Below are 21,744 nucleotides of genomic sequence, written 5' to 3'. Positions count from 1 at the left end.
TCCGGCCGGTGCGGGAGGTGACAACGCCGTAGTCGTCACCGATCTGATAACCATGCGAGCGATCAGGGTCGCAGTCAATCACCGTACGGACCCGAGGTCACGAGGTAGCCACGGTCCGGATTCCTTTCCCGGACAGTACGGATTACAGCCGGTAAAGATCTGGTCGGCGCGGGTTCAGGGCGGCGTGGACCGGGGTCAGTACGGGCCGGTGATCACGTTCTTGAGCGGCTCACCTGCCAGGTAGCGCAGGAGCTGGGAGCGGAGAAGCCTCAGCAGGCGCCGCCCGGACGCCGGGGTGCTGCCGGCGACGTGCGGGGTGATGAAGACCCCCGGCGCCGTCCACAGCGGATGCCCCGCGGGCAGCGGCTCGGGGTCGGTGACGTCGAGCGCGGCCAGGATCCGGCCCTTCCGCAGCTCGGCGACCAGCGCGTCGGTGTCCACCACCGCGCCCCTGGCCGCGTTCACCAGCACCGCGCCGTCCTTCATCGCCGACAGGAAGTCCGCGTCCACCAGCCCCGTGGTCGCGGGGGTCGACGGGACCAGGAGCACCACCACGTCCGCCCGGGGCAGCAGCTCAGGCAGCTCGTCCTGGCCGTGCACGTCGCCCCGGGCGGTCCTCGCCACCCGGACGACGTCCACCTCGAAACCCTCCAGCCGCCGCTCCAGCGCCTCGCCGATCGAGCCGTAGCCGATGATCAGCACCGTGGAGTCGGCCAGCACCCCGGTGTGGTGGTAGGTCCACTCGCCCTCCCGCTGCGCGGCGGCGAACCCGGGGAACTCCCGCATCACCGCGATCATCGCCCCCACCGCCCACTCCGCGGTCCCCGCGTCGTGCACGCCCCGCGCGTTGCACAGCACCGCGCCCTCCGGCAGGTGCGGCCGGTAGGCGTCCACCCCCGCCGTGACGGTCTGCAGCAGCCGCAGCCGGGGCATCCGGCCGAGCAGCTCCGGCAGGCCCGCCACCGTGAGGAGCGGCGGAACCCAGACCTCGACCTCCTCGGCCCCGCCGGGGACCGGACCCGTGCCGTCGTAGACGACGCACTCCACATCGGGTAGATCACTGAGGACGTCGACGGCGGCTTCGGAGGGGACCCAGATCTTCATGGCTGCATTATCCAGGGGATCGTCCTGGAACCTCCCCCCACATACGACGGTATGAATGAAGAAGGAGGTTCGCATGATCCGGATGTCACGACTGGCTCCCATCCTGGCGACGGCGATGGTGGCGGCGCTGGTGGCGAGCTGCTCGGCGGCTCCCGCCGACACGGCGCGGCCCCCCGCCTCCGCCGCGGCCGCCGCTCCCCCCGGCACGCCGCGCACCCTGGTGGAAGATCTGCCCGTGCCCTGGGGCATCGCGTTCCTGCCCGGCGGCGACGCCCTGGTCACCGAGCGCGACACCGCCAGGCTGCTGCGGGTCACCGCGGCGGGGAAGGTCACCGAGGTCGGCGAGATCGGCGACGTGCGCCCCGACGGCGAGGGCGGCCTGCTGGGTGTGGCCGTCTCTCCCGTCTTCACCGAGGACCACTACGTCTTCCTCTACTTCACCTCGGCCCAGGACAACCGGATCGTGCGCTACCGCTACGACCGAGGGCTGACCGACGCCACCGTGCTCCTTGACGGCATCCCCAAGGGCCCGATCCACAACGGCGGCCGCCTGGCCTTCGGCCCCGACGGATACCTCTACGCCAGCACCGGCGAGACCGGCGACCGCGCCCTGGCCCAGGACCTCGGCTCCATGGCCGGCAAGATCCTCCGCATGACCGTCGACGGTAAGCCCGCCCCCGGCAACCCGTCCGCAAACCTGCTCTGGAGCTACGGCCACCGCAACGTCCAGGGCATGGCCTGGGACCCGTCGGGACGCATGTACGCCAGCGAGTTCGGGTCCAGCTCGTTCGACGAGATCAACCTCATCAGGAAGGGCGGCAACTACGGCTGGCCCGAGGTCGAGGGCGCCGGCGGCTCCCCCCGGTTCATCGACCCGATCGTCACCTGGAGCACCGACGAGGCCTCCCCCTCCGGCATGGCCTACGCCGACGGCTCCCTCTGGGTCGGCGCCCTGCGGGGCCGCCGGCTCTGGCAGGTCCCCCTCGCCGCCGACGGCACGGCCGGCACCCCTGTCGCCAGGTTCAAGGGCCGGTACGGCAGGCTCCGCGCGGTCGCCGCCGCCCCCGGCGGCTCCCTGTGGATCGGCACCAGCAACAAGGACGGCCGCGGCTCCCCCGTTCCCGGCGACGACCGCATCCTGGTCCTGACCCCGTAGCTCCGGAGGCTTTTACCGATCTGCAGATGACGGTTCTCTGTGGTGGGTGGTGCGGTTGTGGTGATTTGTGTCTGTTCGCGGTGCGGTGTGGTTGTGGTGGTTTGTGTTTGTTCGCGCTGCGGTGTGGTTGTGGTGGTTTGTGTTTGTTCGCGCTGCGGTGGGTGGGTGGTGCGGCCGGCCGTCGTTGGTTGCGGTCTGGTGTTTTCAGGCCTCCGGCCTGGCGGGCGTGGTGGTCGCGGTCCTTTTATACGCCGGCCGCACCACCCACCCACCTCCGCGCCATCTCGTCTCGTCGTACGGCGTGCCCGCCGTAGCCGCTTCCTTTCCGGCCGCCCGGCGGGCTCGGGGAGGCTGAAGCAATCCCKGCATGACCGCTCAGGGCGCGCCGCCGTAGCTGAAGCGTCACTTCCGAAAGGAGCGCATAGTCCAGGCACCGGCGATCCCCACACGACCGCTCAGGGCGCGCCGCCGTAGCTGAAGCGTCACTTCCGAAAGGAGCGCATGGTCAGGCGCCGGCGGTCTCCACACGACCGCTCAGGGACCATCGCCGTAGCTGAAGCGTCGCTTCCGAAAGGAGCGCACAGCCAGGCACCGTAGGGAGCCCATGAAAACATCCCTCCTGGCCGAGGACACCAGTACACGTCTTCAAACGCGCCCGTCTCGGGGAGGCCAACGAGCCGATCTTGGGCTGGATGGCCGAGGCCTACGACACGTAGGTACTCGTACGGCTCGCACAAGCCGGCCAGGAACGCCTATTGATGGACGTGCGACCGCTCACCTCGGCGGGCCTTGACCTGTTCGATGAACACACCCAGAGCCCGGCCGAACGGATGGCTGAAGCGCAGACGAGGAAGTGGTCACCTCAGATGATTGGAGGCCGCCCCAGCCTGGTCATGCGCCACACCGTCCGCCATTTCATCGGCTTCCGGGGGCCGCATGGAGTGCGGAGCCCCTCCATGAATCCGCCGTACCACGCCTTCAGTCCGGCGACGGAACGGATGCGCGCCACGGCGAGCAGAATCCACACGCCCAGATAGACCGGGATCAAAGGAAGCGGGAGCCGGCGTCGCGCGAGCCACACCCGGTTGCGTGCGGTGAAGCGGTAGTACACCGCATGCCTGTCGGGGGAGGTCTTGGGGTGCTGGAGGACCAACTCGGGTTCATAGAGGATCTTCCAGTCCGCGTCGAGGGCACGCCAGGCGAGATCCGTCTCCTCATGCCCGAATCGGAACTCAGCGGCCCAGATTCCAATCTCTTTGAGCATCGGCACCGAGAGGGAGTGTCCCCCTCCGAGGAAGGCGGTCACCGGGCCGCGGAGCATCGGATCGTCCGCACGCAGCCGCGGGACATGCCGCCGCTGAGTCTCCCCATGCTCATCCGCGATGCGGAATGACACGATCCCGAGTGAGGGATCAGCCATATACAGCTGCTGGACCTTGCGGAAGACATCGTCGGCGATCAGCAGGCCGTCGTCGTCCAGCTCGATGACGACGTCCACCTCGCCCGACTCGCAGAGAAACTGCAGTCCGACATTCCGAGCGCCAGGGCAGCCCGGATTATCCACAAGCGGGATCTTTGTCACGTCATGCGGAACGTCCGTGAGCGGTGTAGCGCTGCCGACCAGCACGACTCGCGCGGCAGGCATGTCCTGCTTGTCCACCGATGCGATCAGAGCGTCCAGCTCCCGCGGACGGTTGCCCATCGTCACGATGACGACTCCGATGCGGGGCAATGACATGGCAGCGAACTCCAGGGGTCGATGAGGTGCTGATGCTAGTCGCCCCGGCATTTCGTCGTTGGCGCGATATCAGCGCCAGCCAGGAATGTCAGCAATCCTGATCGGCGAACACATCCATCTGGGGGCGGACATAGCGGTACTGGCTGGCGGGCTGGGAAATCCTGGTCGAACGTAGCGCGGAAGCACGGGTTTGCGGCAGCAGGCGGTCAAGGCTCTGGGCTGATCGAGCCACTATGGTCACAACCCATGAAAATCCTCGTCGTGGGCGGCAGCGGCTTTCTAGGCGACGAACTCGCGCAGCAGTCCGCAACGGATGGCCACATCGTTGCTGCGACCTATCTGACTCGGCCGGGAATGGCGGCGGGAGTCAACTGGCTGCCGCTTGATGTCCGTGACCGTACGGCCGTGGTCGACCTGATCGGCGCGTTCAGCCCTGACGTCGTCATCAACGCGGCCTACCGGCAGTCGGACTGGGTGACGACGGCCGTGGGCGCCGCTCACGTGGCCATCGCAACCTCCGGGAACGGCGGACGCTTGGTGCACGTGTCCAGCGATGCCGTCTTCTCAGGTAAGGCGGTTACCTATACCGAGGATTGTGTCCCCGATCCGGTCACTCCGTACGGAGCGGCGAAGGCGGCCGCGGAGGCGGCTGTACAGGTGATCAGTCCCGCAGCGGTGATCGCACGGACGTCTCTGATCATCGGTGACAGCGGCTCTCCGCATGAAGGCTTGGTGCACTCGCTGGCCTCAGGCAGCAGGGACGGGATGTTGTTCACCGACGACGTGCGCTGCCCAGTGCATGTCTGTGATCTGGCAGCAGCCCTCTTGGAGCTTGCGAACACTGATCGTGCGGGGATTCATCACATAGCCGGGGCAGATGCGGTAAGCCGATATGAGCTTGGAAGTCTTATCGCACAGCGTGATGGATTCGATCCAGCTCGGCTGCCGTTCGGCCGACGCGCCGACACCGACCTGCTTGGGCCGATCGATGTGCGGTTGGACTGCGCCCTGACCCAGCGGCATCTGAAGACCAGGCTGCGCGGTGCGCGGGAGTTCGTGAAATAGCCTCTGCTGGGGGACACCGGACAGGCCGCCCCAGGATTTATCGAGCCCGGCACGATCGAACAAGCCGCCCGCGCCTCCCGTCTGCCGCTCGTCCCGGGTCACGTCGCGCTGACACCTGACACACACGTCGGCATGAGAGCCACGATCGACTTCAGCATCCCCCAGAGCGCAACGCCAGCCCTACCTGACGCAGAGCAGTCCAGAATTCACATCCTCTACGGCGCCCGACTGTGCGCTCCTTTCGAAAGGGACGCTTCAGCTACGGCGGCGCGCCCTGAGCGGTCATGCMGGGATTGCTTCAGCCTCCCCGAGGCTGCCGGCGGCCGGAAAGGAAGCGGCTACGGCGGGCACGCCGTACGGCGGGACACAGATGCGCGGAGGTGGGTGGGTGGTGCGGCCGGCGTATAAAAGGACCGCGACCACCACACCCGCCAGGCCGGAGGCCTGAAAACACCAGACCGCAACCAACGACGGCCGGCCGCACCACCCACCCACCGCAGCGCGAACAAACACAAACCACCACAACCACACCGCACCGCGAACAGGCACAAAAAGCCACGACCGCACCACCCACCACAGCGCAGCGCGAACAGACACAAACCACCACAACCGCACCACGGACCAGCGACGGGACTACTCGTCCTGGGCGGGCGTGGTGGAAGGGACGCACTTGAGGTCGGTCTCGGGCTTGTAGACGGTCTTCTTCGTCTCCCGCTTGACCTCCTTGCCGTCCTGCTTGAAGACCCGGGTCACGTCGATGGTGAAACCCTGCTGGCCGGCCATCGGGATGCACGTGGGACCGCTGTCGGTCGCGCTCTTGAACGGGGTGACGTCGTAGCGCTCGGAGGAGATCGACTCGATGTCGTAGCGCTTGGTGCTCCAGAAGGCCACCGTGACCCCCGTGTCCGTGTAGGAGGTCTTCACCAGCACGCCGTACTTGGAGTCGTTCTTCCAGCGGAAGTCCGGCGCGGGCCAGGAGACGGTGGACTCGCGGCCGGCCGGGTAGCGCGAGATGTAGAACTCGTGCGCCATGTGCTGGACGTCCTCAAGACCGCCGAAAAACACCGCGTTGTACATGGTGGTGACGAACTGGGAGATGCCGCCGCCCACCGAGTCGACCAGCCGGCCCCCCTGGATCATGGGTGCCGGGACGAAGCCCCGGGCCGTGTCGCGCTGGCCGATGACGCCGTTGAGCGAGAAGGTCTCGCCGGGCTTGACCAGGTAGCCGTCCAGGAGCTTGGCGATCGTGCGGATGTTGGTCACCCGGGGCAGGCAGCAGTCGTACGGGGTGGTGAACTCGCTGATCTTCTCCTTGATGCCGAGCTTGCGCACCTCGGCCTCGGAGACGCGGGGCTGGACGGTCGTGAGGGCCACCGGGATGGTCCGGCTGCCGCCTTCGGTGACCATCCGGCCCACGTCTTCGGCGAGTTTGTCCTCGTCGATCCCCTTGCCCTTGCGGCCGGGGACCAGCTTCGGCGTGGCGCCGACGATCTGGAAGGTGGGCTCGCGGGGGGCCAGGGCCGGATCGACGAGCCTGCTCTCCACGGTCGCGACCGCGCTCCTGGCGTCGAACACCGGCCCCATGCCGCCGGAGCTGTCGGGCTCGAAGGACAGGTGGGCGGCGAGGGTCTCCACCGGGAGCTGGGCCTGCTTGCCCGCGTACGTCAGGGTGACCGGGCCGGACAGGGCCTTCCCCGCGTCGGCGGCTGCCTCCTTGACCACCGCGGCCGTCACCTTGGGCTTGATCACCGAGACCGGCAGCTCGACCTCGCCGGCGGGGCCCAGGAAGGCCTTCCTGATGGTGCGGGCCGCGGCCTCCTGTTCCAGCTCGCGGCCGTCGCGAGGGGTCACCGCCACCGGCTTGACGCCCTCGAAGGTGACCGCGCCCTCACGGACCTTGAGGTCGATCTTCTTGGCCAGGGCCGTCACAGTGTCCTGCATGCGTTCGGAGTCGACGGAGACCTTGGGGGGCAGCTCGGTGGTGCCGGTCAGCGCCCGCCAGACCTCCGTCGGAGCGGGGAAGCCGCTGTGTGCCTGGTCGATCGTGGCGACCACGTCGAACTCCAGCCCGGCCTTCTCGGGATCGATGGAGTATTTCCTGGCGGCGGCGCGGACGACCATCTCCTCGCCCGCCTTGCCGGGCAGCCGGTCCCTGAGCTTGTCGGCCGCCTCGGTCGCGGTCAGCCCGCCGATGTCGACGCCGTGGACCCGGGTGCCGGGCAGCATCTTGCCGGACATGACGATCGCGGGCACGGCATAGGCGAGACCGGCGAGCAGCAGCAGGAGCAGGACGGCGACGGTGAGCCTGCGGCCCCGGCGGGGCGGCTCCTCATAGCGGGACGCCTCCGGCTGCCGAGGGTCGCCGCCGCCGGAGGAGGGGGCCGGGTGCTCCTCACGCGGGGGCCGCTGCTGGAGGGGACGCTCGGGCGGGGTGGCCATCTTCCAGGGCTGGGGCGGTGAGGCCGCCGGCGGCAGCCCGGCCGATCCCGTGGCCGGCCTGCCGAATCCGGAGGGCCCCGCCGGCTGCGCGCCCCCCGCGGGACCGAAGATGTCAGGCGAGACGCCGGGAGGGAGCCGTGGCCCGCCCTTGGGGCGGTCATCTGAGGAGGCGTTGGGGTCGCGGGCGCCCGGCCGGACCGGGCGTGAGGGGAGGGGCACTGCCGCGAACGGGTCCGTCGGCGGGTCTATCGACGCTCCGGCGTTCCGCACGGCCTCCGTCTCCTCCTGCTCCGCAGTTTTTACCTCCGTCAACCCTAAACCACAACCATCGGCCGAGGCCCGAAAAGGCGTAACGAATCAGCCCGTCCACCGGTAGCGGTGTTCGGGCCGCCCGGCGGTGCCGTACCTCGGCCGCAGCTCGGCCTGGCCCGTCGCGCACAGGTACTCCAGGTAGCGCCGGGCGCTGACCCGGGAGAGGCCGGTGAGCACCGCCGCCTCGGCCGCCGACACGTCGGTGCCGGTCTCCCTGAGCGCGTCGGCGACCAGGCCGCAGGTGGTGGCCGACAGCCCCTTGGGCAGCGGTGGCGGCCCGCCCCTGTCCGCGCCGAAGAACCGGTCCACCTCGTCCTGGCGGACCTCGGACCCGATGGCGGCGAGCTGCCGGCGGGTGTCGGCGTACTGCCCGAGGCGCTCGGTGAGCGCACCGGCGGTGAAGGGCTTGATCAGGTAGTTCACCGCGCCACCGCGCATGGCCGCGCGGACCGTCGCCACGTCGCGCGCGGCGGTGATCACCAGGACGTCGACCGGGTGGGACACGCCCCTGAGCGTCATGAGGACGTCGAGGCCGGACATGTCCGGCAGGTAGACGTCCAGCAGCACCAGGTCGGGCCGGTGCTCGGCCACCGCCGCGACCGCCGCCCTGCCGGTGTGCACGGCGTCGACCACCGCGAACCCGGGCACCCGCGCCACGTAGCCGCTGTGGATCCTGGCCACCATGAAGTCGTCGTCGACGACGAGCACCCGGATCACCTCTGTACCTCCGCGTCCGTGATCCGGCCCCGCCCGCCGCCCGTCCCGTTCCCCGGCCCTCCGGCCGTCCCGTTCTCCCGCTCCCCAGCCGATCCGTCCGCCCGCCGCCCATCCGTCCCGCTTCCCCGCGGCCGGGCCCCGTCGGTGTCCTCGCGGCGGGGCAGCAGGGCCGTGAAKACGGCGCCGCCGGCGTTGTGCACCCGCACCCAGCCGCCCCGGCGCGAGCACGCCTGGCGGGTCAGGGCGAGGCCGAGGCCGCGTGGGCCGGCGTGTGCGATCTTGGTGGTGAAGCCCTCGCGGAAGACCTCCTCGGCCAGACCGGGGGTGATCCCCGGACCGGAGTCGCGGACCCGGACGTGCAGGCCGTCGGTCTCGGTCCGGACCGAGACCTCGACCGTGCCGCCGATCTCCTCCAGCGCGTCGAGGGCGTTGGCCACCAGGTTGCCGACCACCAGCACGGCGTCATGGGGGTCGCCGAGCACGCCCTCCTCCACCCGGCAGTCCTCGGCGAGCACCAGGGACGCGCCCCGTTCGGCCGCCTCGGCGGACTTGGCCAGCAGCAGCGCGGCCAGGGTCGGATCGGCGACCTTCTCCCGGATGCCGGACGCGTACAGACCGTAGGCCTCGGAGGTCTGGGTGATGTAGTTGACGGCCATGTCGTGCTCGCCGAGCTCCAGCAGGCCGACCACGGTGTGCATCCGGTTGGCGAACTCGTGGGCCTGGGCGCGCAGCGCGTCGGTGGTGCTGCTGGCCTGGTCGAGCTCGTGTGCCAGCCGTACCAGCTCGGTCCGGTCGCGCAGGGTGACCACCCAGCCGCTCTGCTGGTCGCGGACCGCGACCGGGGTGCGGTTGAGCACGAGCACGCGGTCGCGGTGGAGCACCACCCGGTCGTCGCCGGCGTCCACTCCGTCCAGCACGTCTCGCATCCGGTCCGACAGCGGCATCTCACGCAGTTCACGGCCCACGTCGTGGGCGGAGAGGCCGATCAGGTCGCGCGCCGCGTCGTTGACCAGCGTCACCCTGCCCTGGAGGTCAAGGGCGAGCACCCCCTCCTTCACGCCGTGCAGCACCCCCTCGCGCTGTTCGAGCAGGGCAGCGATCTCCCGGGGTTCCAGACCGAAGGTCTGCCGGCGGACCCGCCGGGCGATCAGTCCGGTGGCCGCCGACCCGGCGAGGAGTACGGCGAGCACGGTCCACAGCAGCGGCGGCAGCGCCGAACCGAGCTCGTCGGCGACGGTGTCCTGGAGCACGCCGACCGAGGCCAGGCCGATGACCCGGCCGGAGGAGTCGAAGATCGGGGCCTTGCCGCGCACGGAGCGGCCGAGGGTGCCGGTCTGGATGCCGGTCCAGGCGTGGCCGCTGCTCATGATCTCCGAGCCGTCGGTGGACAGTCTCTTGCCGATCAGGGCCGTGTTGGGGTGCGCGTAGCGGATCTGCTCGCGGTTGGCGATCACCACGTAGTCGGCGCCGGTGGCCGCCTGCACCCCGGCGGCGATCGGCTGCAGGCTCAGCTCCGGCCGGGGACGCGCGAAGGCCTCGCGGACCTGGGGAAGCCCGGCCACGGATTCGGCGATCGCCAGTGCGCGCTGCTGGTACTGCCGGTCGAGCTGGCTGCGGGTGTGTTCCATCCAGACGCCCGCCGTGCCGCCCACCGCGAGGAACACGATCACCGTCTGCAGCACGAACAACTGGGTGCCGAGGGAGGCGTTGAGTATGCGTCGCACGAGTGAACTCCCTGGTCAGGGAGATTATGAAAGCAGCCGGAGATAACGGCGCGGTCGCGGTGATCGTGCCCGGCATGACCAATACGACCGATACGACGGCAACCTCGCAAAGGATCGACACCGTCGCCCGCGACGCCCAGCATCCTCACCACGCTTTCTTTCCGTTGTTGGGAGTTGACCATGCGTCTCCGGAGACTCGCCGCTCTCGCGGCCCTGTCCCTCGCCGCCCTCACCGCGTGCGGCTCGGGCTCGGGTTCGGGCGTCGGCACGCTGAAAATCATGGCTCCGGCCTCGCCGGGCGGCGGGTGGGACCAGACCTCGCGTACGGCGGCGGAGGCCCTCAAGTCGGCCGAGCCGTCCCGCAAGGTGGAGGTCTACAACGTCCCCGGCGCGGGCGGCACCATCGGCCTGGCCCAGCTCGCGGGCCAGAAGGGCAACGGCGACCTGCTGATGACCATGGGCCTGGTCATGGTGGGCGCGGTGGAGCAGAACAAGTCGAAGGTCACGCTGGCCGAGACCACGCCCATCGCGAAGCTCACCGAGGAGTACGAGATCGTCGTGGTCCCGGCGGAGTCGCCGTACAAGACGCTGGCCGACCTGGTGACGGCCTGGAAGGCGGACCCGGCGAAGATCGCGATCGCGGGCGGCTCCGCCGGCGGCACCGACCACATCGTGGCGGGCCTGATGGCCAAGGCCGCCGGGATCGACCCCAAGCGGGTCAACTACATCGCCCACTCCGGCGGCGGCGAGGCGCTCAACGCGCTGCTGGGCAACAAGGTCGCGATGGGCGTCTCCGGCATCGGCGAGTTCGCCGAGCACGTGAAGTCCGGCAAGCTCCGCGCCCTCGGCGTGACCTCGCCCGCCCGCGTCGACAGCGTCGACTCGCCCACCCTGAAGGAGGGCGGCCTGGACGTCGAGCTGGCCAACTGGCGCGGGTTCGTGGCCCCGCCCGGACTGGACGACGCCGCCAGGAAGAACCTGACCGACCTGGTCACCAAGATGCACGACTCGCAGGCGTGGAAGAACGCGGTGGCCAAGAACGGCTGGATCGACTCCTTCCAGACCGGCCAGCAGTTCGCCGACTACCTCGCCGCCGAGCAGACCAAGGTCAAGACCATCATCGCGGAAATGGGACTCGTCTCCTGATGTACTCCACCGAAGAGCCGACCGGCGCCGCCGACCGTGGCGCCGGGCCGGCGTACTCATGGCGGCGGCCCGAGCTCGTCCTGGCGCTGATCGTCCTCGGGCTGGGCGTGTTCGTGATCGCGGGGACCGCGGACGTCAGCGCCGCGGGCTCCTCTCTCGGGCTGGGGCCCCGGTTCTTCCCGGTCATCGTCGGTTCGGCGCTGCTGCTGATCGGGCTGTTCTACGTGATCGACGTGGTCCGGGGCGGCCACGGCGACCCCGAGGAGAGCGAGGACGTCGACGCCGGCGCCCGCCCGGACTGGCGGACGGTCGCGCTGGTGAGCGTGATCTTCCTGGCCTTCGCCGGGCTGCTGGACCTGCTCGGCTGGATCATCGCGGGCGCGCTGCTCTTCTTCGGCCTCTCGGTGGTGCTCGGGGCCACCCGGCGGCTGCAGGCGGGCGTGATCGCGGTGGTGCTGTCCACCGTCACCTACCTGGCCTTCGTCAAGGGCCTGGGCGTGACGCTGCCCGCGGGGCTGCTGTCGGGGGTGATCTAGATGGATCCGTTCCAGCTCCTGATGGAGGGGTTCGCGACCGCCCTGACCCCGGTCAACCTGCTCTACGCGCTGGTCGGGGTCACTCTCGGCACGCTGGTCGGGGTGCTGCCCGGCATCGGGCCGGCCATGACGGTGGCACTGCTGCTGCCGATCACCTTCACCGTCCCCCCGGCGAGCGCGTTCATCATGTTCGCCGGGATCTACTACGGCGGCATGTACGGCGGGTCCACCACCTCGATCCTGCTCAACACCCCCGGCGAGAGCTCCTCGATGATCACCGCGCTCGAGGGCAACAAGATGGCCAAGCGGGGCCGGGCGGCCCAGGCGCTGGCCACCGCCGCGATCGGTTCGTTCGTGGCGGGCACGATCGCCACCGGGCTGCTGGTCGTCGCGGCTCCGCTGGTGGTGGACTTCGCGATCTCGTTCGGTCCCGAGGACTACTTCGCCCTGGCCGTACTGGCCTTCACCGCGGTGTCGTCGGTGCTGTCGCGCTCGGTCGTGCGCGGGCTGGCCTCGCTGGGGATCGGCCTGGTCATCGGGCTGGTCGGCATCGACCAGCAGACCGGGCAGGCGCGGCTGACCCTGGGCGTCCCGCAGCTGCTCGACGGCATCGACGTGGTGATCGTCGCGGTCGGCCTGTTCGCGCTGGGCGAGGTGCTCTACGTCGCCTCACGGTTGCGGCACGGCGAGCCGGAGGTCGTCCCGGTCGGCCGGGCGTTCCTCGGCCGCTCCGACTGGTCGAGGTCCTGGCGGCCGTGGCTGCGCGGCACCGCGCTCGGCTTCCCGTTCGGGGCGCTGCCCGGCGGCGGCGCGGAGATCCCCACCTTCCTGTCGTATTCGATCGAGAAGCGCCTGGCCCGCGGGGTCGCCCGCGAGGAGTACGGCAAGGGCGCCATCGAGGGCGTCGCCGGCCCCGAGGCCGCCAACAACGCTTCGGCCGCGGGCACCCTCGTCCCGCTGCTCACGCTGGGCCTGCCCACGTCGGCGACCGCCGCGATCCTGCTGGCGGCCTTCCAGCAGTACGGCCTGCAGCCCGGCCCCCAGCTCTTCGACCACAATCCGGCGCTGGTCTGGGGCATGATCGCCTCGCTGTTCATCGGCAACACCATGCTGCTGGTGCTCAACCTGCCGCTGGCCCCGCTCTGGGCCCGGGTGCTGCACGTGCCCCGCCCCTACCTCTACGCGGGCATCGTGCTGTTCGCCGCGCTGGGCGTCTACGCCCTCAACTCCTCCTGGGTGGAGCTGGTCATTCTCTACGTCCTGGGCATGCTGGGCTTCGCGATGCGCCGCTTCGGGCTCCCGGTGGCCCCGGCCGTGATCGGCATGATCCTGGGCCCGATGGCCGAGATCCAGCTCCGCCGGGCCCTGGCCATCGGCGCGGGCGACGTGACGGTCCTGGTCAGGAGCCCGACAGCGGCGGTGCTGCTGGTGGTCGCGCTGCTGGTGCTGGCCGTCCCGCTCGTCAGGAAGCTGGTCACACGCCCGTCACGCGCCGGGTAGACCGTCCCGGGAACCGGGCATGCGCCGGACGGTTCCCGGGGCTCCCGTACCGGAGAGCGGTGGGGCCCCGCCCGTCCGTCCCCTCGGGCTTCCTGCCGTCGCGGGGAGCCCGCTGTTCCAGGGAGTCGCCTGTCACGGGGAGTCGGCTCTCAGGGGGTCCTCCGTTGCCGGGAGGTCGCTACTCCAGGGAGTCGACGGCCACCTCCGACATGCGCCGGCCCTCCTCCGTCGCGAAGTAGGAGCAGGATGCCCATCCCGTGGTCCCCGCGGGCAACCCGGACGCCGACCTGCCGCCCAGCCGGAAGCGGCACCAGCCATTCGACGAGCCCAGTATCTGGCCGTAATCGCCGTAGTAGAGAAGGCCGATCACGTACGACCCTCCGGGGCTCGACCGCAGGCGGACGCCGTCGGCGACGATGACGGCGTCCACTCCGAGGGCCGCCGAGACGCTGGGGGTGGGGGCGGCGGCGTGAGCTGGGGAGACGGCCGCCAGTGTCCCGCCGAAAACGGTCGAGACCATGGCCAGGAGCGCCAAATACCTTTTCACGCGTTCTCCGATCCTGGGGCCGAACAGCGCCAGAGATAAAGGGGTTACTAACGTGATCACTGTGCAAGTAATGAACAATTGAGTCAACATGTATTTGATATGAAAAATCAGAATTACCACATACAAAAGCCCCGCTGATCTTTCGATCGGCGGGGCCTTTTATATGGTCCGCGCGGAGCAGCGGGGACCGGAGTGGACTACTCGGAGACGCCCAGCTTCTCCAGCAGGAGCTCACGGGCCCGGCCCGCGTCGGCCTTGCCGCGGCTGGCCTTCATGACACCGCCGACGAGGGCGCCGACCGCGGCGATCTTGCCACTGCGGACCTTGTCGGCCGCGGCGGCGTTGTCGGCCAGGACCTGGTCGATGATCGCCGTCAGCTCGCCCTCGTCGTTGACGATCTGCAGCCCGCGGGCGGCCACCACCTCGTCCGGGGAGCCCTCCCCGTTCAGCACGCCCTCCAGCACCTGGCGGGCCAGCTTGTCGTTCAGCGCCCCCCCGGCGACCATCGCGCACACCCGGGCGATCTGGTCCGGGGTGATCAGCAGCTCGCTCAGCGGCACCCCGGCCTCGTTGGCCCGGCGCGCCAGCTCGCCCATCCACCACTTGCGGGCGTCCGCGGGCGGGGCCCCGGCGGCGACCGTCGCCTCGACCAGGCCGATGGCGTCGGCGTTGTGCATGGCCGCCATGTCGAGGTCGGAGACGCCCCACTCCTGCTGGAGCCGCTTGCGCCGCGCGCTCGGCAGCTCCGGCAGGGCGGCCTTGAGCGAGGCCACCCACGCGGTGTCGGGGGCGATCGGCACCAGGTCGGGCTCGGGGAAGTAGCGGTAGTCCTGCGCCTCCTCCTTGGACCGGCCCGAGGTGGTGGTGCCGGTGTTCTCGTGGAAGTGGCGGGTCTCCTGGAAGATCCGGCCACCGCCCGCCAGGATCGCGGCCTGGCGCTCGATCTCACCGCGGACCGAACGCTCGACGCTGCGCAGCGAGTTCACGTTCTTGGTCTCGGTACGGGTGCCCCACTCCGAGGAGCCGCGCGGCATGAGGGAGACGTTCACGTCGAAACGCATGGAGCCCTCCTCCATGCGCACGTCCGAGACGCCGAGGCCGCGCATGACCTCGCGCAGCTCGGTTCCGTAGGCGCGGGCGATCTCGGGGGCGAGCCGGTCGGTCCCCGGGATCGGCTTGGTGACGATCTCCACCAGCGGGATGCCCGCGCGGTTGTAGTCGACGATCGAGTAGTCGGCGCCGTGGATGCGGCCGGTCGCACCGCCCACGTGGGTGGACTTGCCGGTGTCCTCCTCCAGGTGGACCCGCTCGATCTCGATCCGCACGGTCTTTCCGTCCACCTCGACGTCGAGGTAGCCGTCGGAGCAGAGCGGCTCGTCGTACTGGCTGATCTGGTAGTTCTTCGGCATGTCCGGATAGAAGTAGTTCTTCCGGGCGAAGCGGCACCACTCGGCAATCGAGCAGTTGAGCGCCAGGCCGATACGGATCGTCGACTCGATCGCCGCGGCGTTGGCCGTCGGCAGCGCCCCGGGAAGGGCCAGGCAGACCGGGCAGACATGGGTGTTCGGCGGAGCGCCGAACGTGGTCGGGCAACCACAGAACATCTTCGACGCCGTACCCAGCTCGACATGCGTCTCCAGGCCCAGCACCGGCTCGAAGCGCTCCAGCGCCTCGTCGTACGGCATGAGCGTTTCGGTGCTCATCGGTCGTTCACCACTCCTCATTCACTACGCGGAGCGCTCGTCCCTCGCGCGCCACTACGCTCACTGCGTCGGGCTCTCTCCCGTTCACAGGTAACCAAGTCCCTTCAGTGCGTTTCTCGTCTCGGCGACCCAGTCCGCGTAGGCGGGCACCTGAGCGAGGACCGCGAGATCGATGTTCCGGCCTATGTATTCGAAGTAGTCGCGGATCGGCTTCCCTCTGCGGGGAACGGTCACGGCCAGGATTCCGGCGGGGTCGGTGATCCTCTCGACGTCGCGCGGCCGGGCGGGCAGCAGGCTGAGGTCGCTGCCCTCCAGACCGGCCCACACCCCGCGGTCCGCGAGCAGCCAGGCCTCGGTCTCCCCCAGGCCGATGACCGGCACCAGGTAGTGCGAGTGGTAGCGGACGCCGTCCGTCTTACCGCCCGTCTTCCCTCGCTCCCGTATGGCGTCGTGGGTGAACAGCAGGTGGCAGTCCGCCGCGAGATCCTCCAGCGCCGTCACCATGTGCTCCCGATCGCACGAGACGACCTCCGTCGTCTCGACGTCGACCGCGTGCGGCGACATCCACGTGAGCTCGCGCAGCTGCCGGGAGATGACGATGCCGAGGAAGCCCTCGTCGGCCTCCCCCTCCGCGACCAGCCCGGGGACCAGAGGGCGGCTCATGCCGCCGCGCCCAGGTATTTACGGACCTGCCGGGGCGACACGTAGGTGCCCGGCTCGCCGTCCGGCTGGACCGGTTTGGCCACGGTCACCCGCGAGACCCGGTCCCTGTCGGGATCGACGCGGACGGCGGTGTCCAGGAAGGTCAGCGCGTCGGGGTCGCTCCGGTAGATCTCGGCGACCACCACCGGGGAGTGGCTGGTCAGGATCACCTGCCGGAACGGCTTCACGCTCCCCGGCTCGACGATCCGCTGCCGGATCCGGCGGAGCAGCTCGCCGAGCCGGCTCGGGTGCACGCCGCTCTCGACCTCCTCCACCAGCAGGGTTCCGGAGTGGTCCGGATCGTGCAGGGCCGCGAGCAGGCCGAGGATCCGCAGGGTCCCGTCCGACAGCAGCGCGGCCGGCACCGTGCCCTGACCGTCGACGACCAGCTCGAAGGAGCATTCCTCACGGTCGGCCCGGGGCACCAGCTCGACCACGTCGGGGACCACGCCGGCGAGGTCGGCCACGAGGTCGGCCAGTGCCGCCGATCCCGCCATCCGCCCGAGCACCGCGGCGAGGTTCGCGCCGTCGGCCGCGAGCGGCCCGCGGTCGGCCGGGGAGGACCGGCGGCGCATGGCCCCCGGCGACGGGACGTAACGGCGCCACGACTGGACCGTACGGCGAGGCGTGATCTCCGGCTCCGGATCCTCGACCATGAACTCCAGCAGCTCCTCCGGGAGCCGGTGGGCCACATGGCTGATGACGGCCCCGCTGGACCTGGGGATCCTGAGCACCATCTCCGCGCCCACGTCGAACCGGATCGGCAGCAGCGCGCCGGGCTCCGGGGAGACCAGGGCCTCCACCGAGACGACGAACCCCGGCACGGGAGTGCCCCGCGCGACCCGATGGAACTGCTCCCCCGGCAGGCCGCGGCGCGCGTCGAGCAGCCCGCCGGAGCCGACGATCTCGTCCGTGACGTATCCGAGGGCGTCGAACAGGTTCGACTTGCCGCTTGAGTTGGGGCCGACCAGCGCGAGGAAGGGCGGCACCTCGAGGTCGAAGTTCAAGAATGACTTGAATCCGTCGATCTCGATCCGAGTGATCATGCCGCCGTTCCCCCTGTCGCCCTGTCGCCCCGAAAGCCCCGCGGCGCCCTACAGCGCCGGGGCCTTGGACAGCAGGCCGCCGCCCCAGCGGCCTTCGAGGGCCCTCTCCACCGCGGCGGCGACCCGGTAGCAGCGGTCGTCGCCGAGCACCGGAGCCATGACCTGCAGGCCGACCGGCAGGCCGTCCTCGTCGGCCAGGCCGCACGGCACCGAGATGGCCGCGTTGCCCGCCAGGTTGGTCGGGATGGTGCACAGGTCGGCGAGGTACATCGCCATGGGGTCGTCGGCGCGCTCGCCGATCGGGAACGCCGTGGTCGGCGTGGTCGGCGAGACGAGCACGTCCACCTGGTGGAAGGCCGCCTCGAAGTCACGTGCGATCAGCGTGCGGACCTTCTGCGCCTGGCCGTAGTAGGCGTCGTAGTAGCCGCTGGACAGCGCGTAGGTGCCCAGGATGATGCGCCGCTTGACCTCGGGGCCGAAACCGGCGGCCCGGGTCAGCGCCATGACCTCCTCGGCGCTGCGCGTGCCGTCGTCGCCGACGCGCAGGCCGTAGCGCATGGCGTCGAAACGGGCCAGGTTGGAGGAGGCCTCCGACGGGGCGATCAGGTAGTAGGCCGGCAGCGCCGTGGTGAACGACGGGCAGGAGACCTCGACGACCTTGGCGCCGAGGGACTCCAGCAGCTCGACGGTCTCGTGGAAGCGGGCGAGCACGCCCGCCTGGTAGCCGTCGCCGCCGAACTCCTTGACCACGCCGATGCGCAGCCCGGCCACGTCGCCGTTGCGCGCCGCCTCGACGACGGAGGGCACCGGGGCGTCGATGGAGGTGGAGTCCATGGCGTCGTGCCCGGAGAACGCCTCGTGCAGGAGCGCCGCGTCCATGACGTTGCGGGCGAAGGGGCCCGGCGTGTCCAGGGAGCTCGCGAAGGCGATCAGGCCGTAGCGGGACGAGCCGCCGTAGGTCGGCTTCATGCCGACGATGCCGGTGACCGCGGCGGGCTGGCGGATCGAGCCGCCGGTGTCGGTGCCGGTGGACAGCGGGGCCTCGTAGGCCGCGACCGCGGCGGACGAGCCGCCGGAGGAGCCGCCCGGGACGCGGTTCAGGTCCCACGGGTTGCGGGTGGGGCCGTAGGCCGAGTTCTCCGTGGAGGAGCCCATCGCGAACTCGTCGAGGTTGGTCTTGCCGAGGATCACCAGCCCGGCCTCGCGCAGGCGGCGGGTCACGGTGGCGTCGTACGGCGGGCGGTAGCCCTCAAGGATCTTGGATCCGGCCGTGGTCGGCATGTCGACGGTGGTGAAGACGTCCTTGTGCGCGATCGGCACACCGGCTAGCGGGCCGAGGTCCTCCCCGGCGGCCCTGCGGGCGTCGACGGCGCGGGCCTGCCCCAGCGTCGTCTCGACGTCGACGTGCAGGAAGGCGTTGACCTGCGGGTCGACGGCGGCGATCCGGTCGAGGTGGGCCTGGGCCACCTCGACGGCCGAGACCTCTCCGCCGGCGACCAGCGCGCCCAGTTCGGCGGCGGACTTGTGGATGAGGCTCATGCTTCCTCCCCGAGGATGCGCGGAACACGGAAGCGGCCGTCCTCGACTGCCGGGGCGCCCGAGAGCGCCTGGTCGGGCGTCAGGCTGGGCCGTACCTCGTCGGGGCGGTAGACGTTGGTGAGCGGGAGCGCGTGCGAGGACGGCGGGATGTCGTCGGCCGCCACCTCGGCGACGCGGGCGACCGCACCGATGATCACATCGAGCTGGGCGGCGAAGTGGTCGAGTTCCTCGTCGGCCAGCGCCAGCCGGGACAGCCGGGCGAGGTGAGCGACCTCGTCGCGGGTTATGGCGGACATGAGTCGTTGAACCCGTTTCGTGGAATGGCAATTGGACACTGTCATCTTAGGGCTCGTGACCTAACGTGCCTGACTCATTGACGTCGCGGTAACCCCGCGAAGATCTGTTGGAAGGGGCCGACCGGCCGCGCCGCCGTACGCGGGGCGGTGGTGAGGACTCCGGCCGGCCGGTGGGGTCCGGCCCGTCCGACCGGCCGTACGGCAGGCTCCGAGCGGCCCGCCGGAGCCGGAGACTAGGCCGTCTGGGGGTCGAGGACCTCGGCGGAGCCGAGGAAACAGAACCCGGGCGTGGCCGGGCCGCGGTGTTTGCGGAGCCAGACGGTGGCGTCGACGGCCGACATCGGCTCGGCGAACAGCCAGCCCTGCGCGAGGTCGCAGCCCATGTCGGCCAGGCAGGTGGCCACCTCCGCCGACTCGACGCCCTCGGCGACCGAGCGCAGGCCCAGGGAGCGGACCAGGTCGACGATGGAGCGGACGATCCGCTCGTCGTCCTTGGAGTCGCAGATCCTGCGGACGAACGAGGAGTCGATCTTGACCTCGGCGACCGGCAGGCGCTGCAGGCGGACCAGCGAGGAGTAGCCGGTGCCGAAGTCGTCCAGCGCGAGCGGAACCCCGAGCGAGGCCAGGGCGCGGACGGCGTCGGCGGTGTAGGCCTGGTCGGTCATCAGGATGCGCTCGGTGACCTCGAGCTGGATCGCCTTGGGCGGCAGCCGGTACTGGGCGAGGCCCGCCTCCAGCCGATCGGGGAGCGCGGAGTCGAGCAGATCGCGGGCGGAAACGTTTACCGATATCTGCTCATGCACTCCGGTATGCCACCAGTGAGCCGCCTGCTCCAGTGCCGCGTCGATGACGTACTGGGTGAGGTGCCGCATGAGGTAGGACTGCTCGGCCATCGGCACGAACTCCCCCGGGGAGATCATCCCCCGCTCCGGGTGGCGCCAGCGCAGCAGCGCCTCCACCCCCCGCACCTGCCCGCTGGCCAGGTCGAGCTTGGGCTGGTAGTGGAGCCGGAGCTCGGAGCGGTCGATGGCCCTGCGCAGGTCGCCGATGAGGTTGAGCCGTTCGGGGCTGTTGCGGTCCTTGTCGGCGACGTAGATCTCGACACCGGTCCGCCCCTCCTTGGCCAGGTACATCGCCACGTCGGCGCGTTGCAGCAGCAGCTCGAAGTCCGGCGCGTGGTCGGGGTAGAGCGCGATGCCGACCGAGGCGTCCAGGTCGAAGGTCATCCCCTCCAGGCGGACGGGCTCGGTGAGGGCCACCCGCAGCCGTGCGGCCACCTCCCGGGCCGCGGCGGCGTCCCTGATCGAGGGGAGCAGCACCGCGAACTCGTCGCCGCCGAGCCTGGCCACCACGTCGCCGGGCCGCACGCTGTGGGTGAGCCGGTGCGCCACGATCTGCAGCAGCCGGTCGCCCACCGGGTGCCCCAACGTGTCGTTGACCTCTTTGAACCTGTCGAGGTCGAGCAGGAACAGGCCGACCCGCTCGCTCAGCCGCGCCTCGGCGAGTGCCTCCTCGGTGCTGAGCACGAGCAGCTTGCGGTTGGGCAGCCCGGTGAGCCCGTCGTGCATCGCCTGGTGGTCCCGGCGGACCGACAGGGTGGCGGTGAAGTAGACGGCGGCCATCGGGGCGAGGAACAGCGGCACCAGTGCCGGCGAGTGCTTCATCACCACCACGACCAGGGGGGCCATGCCGAGCAGCCCGGCGTAGACCAGGCTCTGGTGGCCGATCGTGGTCCTGATCACCCGGTTGATCGACCGGCGCTCGTGCAGCGCCACCGCGCCGGAGACCAGCAGCGCCCGGACCACGAAGTAGGCGAGCCCGGCCAGCCCGATCGCGAGCATGTCGGACCCCTTGGGCACCCAGGAGACCTCCGGGGCCGGCGGGCTCCCGAACAGCGCGAGCACCAGCCCGGCCGCGGTGCAGGCCAGCGTCGCCTGGGCGATGTTGAACATGACCCGGTGCCACGCCTTGCGGGTGACGGCGCAGTTGACGACCATGCCGACCGCCTGCATCAGCACGGCGACCGGCAGCCCGTAGTGGAGCAGCGCGGCGAAGGCGAACATCGTCGACGGGTAGGTGCCGCCCACCGTCATCGACGACGACAGCAGCACCGGCCGCAGCTCCCCCAGCACGACCAGGACCGCCAGCATCCAGAACAGCGGGCTGCGGACGAGGCCGGCCAGCTCCGGCGGGCTGATCCACCACTGGGCCACGACGAGGGCGGTGAAGCCGATCGTGATGACGGCGGCGAGATAGGCCCACAGGGGTGAGCCCATGCGCGGTCCGCTGTCGCGTGCGTCGTTTGGGTCGGCCATGAGTAACAAAACCCCCATTAGTTCACTATGGGAGAGTACGGCCTCTGGGCCACTTCGCGAAACCGGTTGCGCACGTTCCGTTACCGGTCATTTGAAACGCCCGCGCTGTCGCGACTCCCGCCCCCGGTCACTTCTCCGGGCCGGCCGCCGGCCCGGAGA

The 21,744-nt window shown here is 70.3% G+C and carries 17 protein-coding genes; 5 read left to right on the top strand and 12 right to left on the bottom strand.

Annotated features, from left to right (window positions below):
- Nucleotides 1–195 precede the first annotated feature (195 nt).
- Nucleotides 196–1,104, bottom strand: coding sequence for a 2-hydroxyacid dehydrogenase (locus CA984_RS23810; protein ID WP_086575791.1), 909 nt, complete (start codon nt 1,102–1,104; stop codon nt 196–198).
- 73 nt (nt 1,105–1,177) lie between these two features.
- On the opposite strand from CA984_RS23810, the gene CA984_RS23805 reads away from it, so the two are divergent.
- On the top strand, nt 1,178–2,260 hold the full coding sequence (locus CA984_RS23805; RefSeq protein WP_086575790.1) for a PQQ-dependent sugar dehydrogenase: 1,083 nt from the start codon (nt 1,178–1,180) through the stop codon (nt 2,258–2,260).
- An 862-nt stretch (nt 2,261–3,122) separates the two neighbouring features.
- On the opposite strand, the gene CA984_RS23800 is transcribed toward CA984_RS23805, so the two are convergent.
- Nucleotides 3,123–3,998 (bottom strand): glycosyltransferase family 2 protein, encoded by an 876-nt coding sequence (locus CA984_RS23800; RefSeq protein ID WP_086575789.1) that lies wholly within the window; start codon nt 3,996–3,998, stop codon nt 3,123–3,125.
- A gap of 246 nt (nt 3,999–4,244) precedes the next feature.
- Here CA984_RS23800 and CA984_RS23795 point away from each other — a divergent pair, with 246 nt between their 5' ends.
- Entirely contained in the window at nt 4,245–5,063 is an 819-nt protein-coding gene (locus tag CA984_RS23795) for an SDR family oxidoreductase (protein ID WP_086575788.1), read from the top strand.
- Between the two features lie 633 nt (nt 5,064–5,696).
- Here CA984_RS23795 and CA984_RS23785 read toward each other — a convergent pair.
- The 3 genes from CA984_RS23785 to CA984_RS23775 all read right to left on the bottom strand — a co-directional run bounded on the left by CA984_RS23785 (nt 5,697) and on the right by CA984_RS23775 (nt 10,255).
- Entirely contained in the window at nt 5,697–7,502 is a 1,806-nt protein-coding gene (locus tag CA984_RS23785) for a VanW family protein (protein WP_086575786.1), read from the bottom strand.
- Between the two features lie 357 nt (nt 7,503–7,859).
- A complete protein-coding gene (locus CA984_RS23780) occupies nt 7,860–8,531 on the bottom strand; it encodes a response regulator (RefSeq protein ID WP_086575785.1) in 672 nt (223 codons plus the stop codon).
- On the bottom strand, nt 8,528–10,255 hold the full coding sequence (locus tag CA984_RS23775; protein ID WP_086575784.1) for an ATP-binding protein: 1,728 nt from the start codon (nt 10,253–10,255) through the stop codon (nt 8,528–8,530). Before CA984_RS23775 ends, CA984_RS23780 begins: the two co-directional genes overlap by 4 nt.
- 180 nt (nt 10,256–10,435) lie before the next feature.
- Between CA984_RS23775 and CA984_RS23770 the strand changes: the two genes are divergently transcribed.
- From CA984_RS23770 to CA984_RS23760, 3 genes are read left to right on the top strand one after another with little or no spacing between them, the layout of a single operon-like run.
- On the top strand, nt 10,436–11,401 hold the full coding sequence (locus tag CA984_RS23770) for a tripartite tricarboxylate transporter substrate binding protein (protein ID WP_086575783.1): 966 nt from the start codon (nt 10,436–10,438) through the stop codon (nt 11,399–11,401).
- Complete coding sequence (locus CA984_RS23765; RefSeq protein ID WP_086575782.1) at nt 11,401–11,937, top strand: tripartite tricarboxylate transporter TctB family protein; 537 nt, start codon at nt 11,401–11,403, stop codon at nt 11,935–11,937. Before CA984_RS23770 ends, CA984_RS23765 begins: the two co-directional genes overlap by 1 nt.
- Nucleotides 11,938–13,437 carry a tripartite tricarboxylate transporter permease gene (locus CA984_RS23760; RefSeq protein WP_086575781.1) on the top strand — a complete coding sequence of 500 codons (1,500 nt, stop codon included), beginning with the start codon at nt 11,938–11,940 and terminating at the stop codon, nt 13,435–13,437.
- 178 nt (nt 13,438–13,615) lie between these two features.
- On the opposite strand, the gene CA984_RS23755 is transcribed toward CA984_RS23760, so the two are convergent.
- The 7 genes from CA984_RS23755 to CA984_RS23725 all read right to left on the bottom strand — a co-directional run bounded on the left by CA984_RS23755 (nt 13,616) and on the right by CA984_RS23725 (nt 21,585).
- The gene (locus CA984_RS23755) at nt 13,616–13,984 is read right to left on the bottom strand and encodes an SH3 domain-containing protein (RefSeq protein WP_086575780.1); all 369 of its coding nucleotides are present in this window, start codon (nt 13,982–13,984) and stop codon (nt 13,616–13,618) included.
- Nucleotides 13,985–14,181: 197 nt separating this feature from the next.
- Nucleotides 14,182–15,687 (bottom strand): Asp-tRNA(Asn)/Glu-tRNA(Gln) amidotransferase subunit GatB, encoded by a 1,506-nt coding sequence (gene gatB, locus CA984_RS23750; protein ID WP_086575779.1) that lies wholly within the window; start codon nt 15,685–15,687, stop codon nt 14,182–14,184.
- Nucleotides 15,688–15,771: 84 nt separating this feature from the next.
- A complete protein-coding gene (locus tag CA984_RS23745) occupies nt 15,772–16,350 on the bottom strand; it encodes a hypothetical protein (RefSeq protein WP_086575778.1) in 579 nt (192 codons plus the stop codon).
- Entirely contained in the window at nt 16,347–17,435 is a 1,089-nt protein-coding gene (locus CA984_RS23740) for an AAA family ATPase (RefSeq protein WP_086575777.1), read from the bottom strand. Before CA984_RS23740 ends, CA984_RS23745 begins: the two co-directional genes overlap by 4 nt.
- Nucleotides 17,436–17,483: 48 nt before the next feature.
- A complete protein-coding gene (gene gatA / locus CA984_RS23735) occupies nt 17,484–18,974 on the bottom strand; it encodes an Asp-tRNA(Asn)/Glu-tRNA(Gln) amidotransferase subunit GatA (RefSeq protein ID WP_086575776.1) in 1,491 nt (496 codons plus the stop codon).
- Complete coding sequence (gatC, locus tag CA984_RS23730; protein ID WP_012894460.1) at nt 18,971–19,270, bottom strand: Asp-tRNA(Asn)/Glu-tRNA(Gln) amidotransferase subunit GatC; 300 nt, start codon at nt 19,268–19,270, stop codon at nt 18,971–18,973. Before gatC ends, gatA begins: the two co-directional genes overlap by 4 nt.
- A gap of 233 nt (nt 19,271–19,503) precedes the next feature.
- Entirely contained in the window at nt 19,504–21,585 is a 2,082-nt protein-coding gene (locus tag CA984_RS23725) for a putative bifunctional diguanylate cyclase/phosphodiesterase (RefSeq protein WP_086575775.1), read from the bottom strand.
- Between the last annotated feature and the right edge of the window lie 159 nt (nt 21,586–21,744).

Source organism: Streptosporangium minutum (assembly GCF_002149035.1).
GTDB lineage: Bacteria > Actinomycetota > Actinomycetes > Streptosporangiales > Streptosporangiaceae > Streptosporangium > Streptosporangium minutum.
Note: the sequence above shows the minus strand (reverse complement) of the source record. Positions and strands in the feature narration are given on the sequence as shown.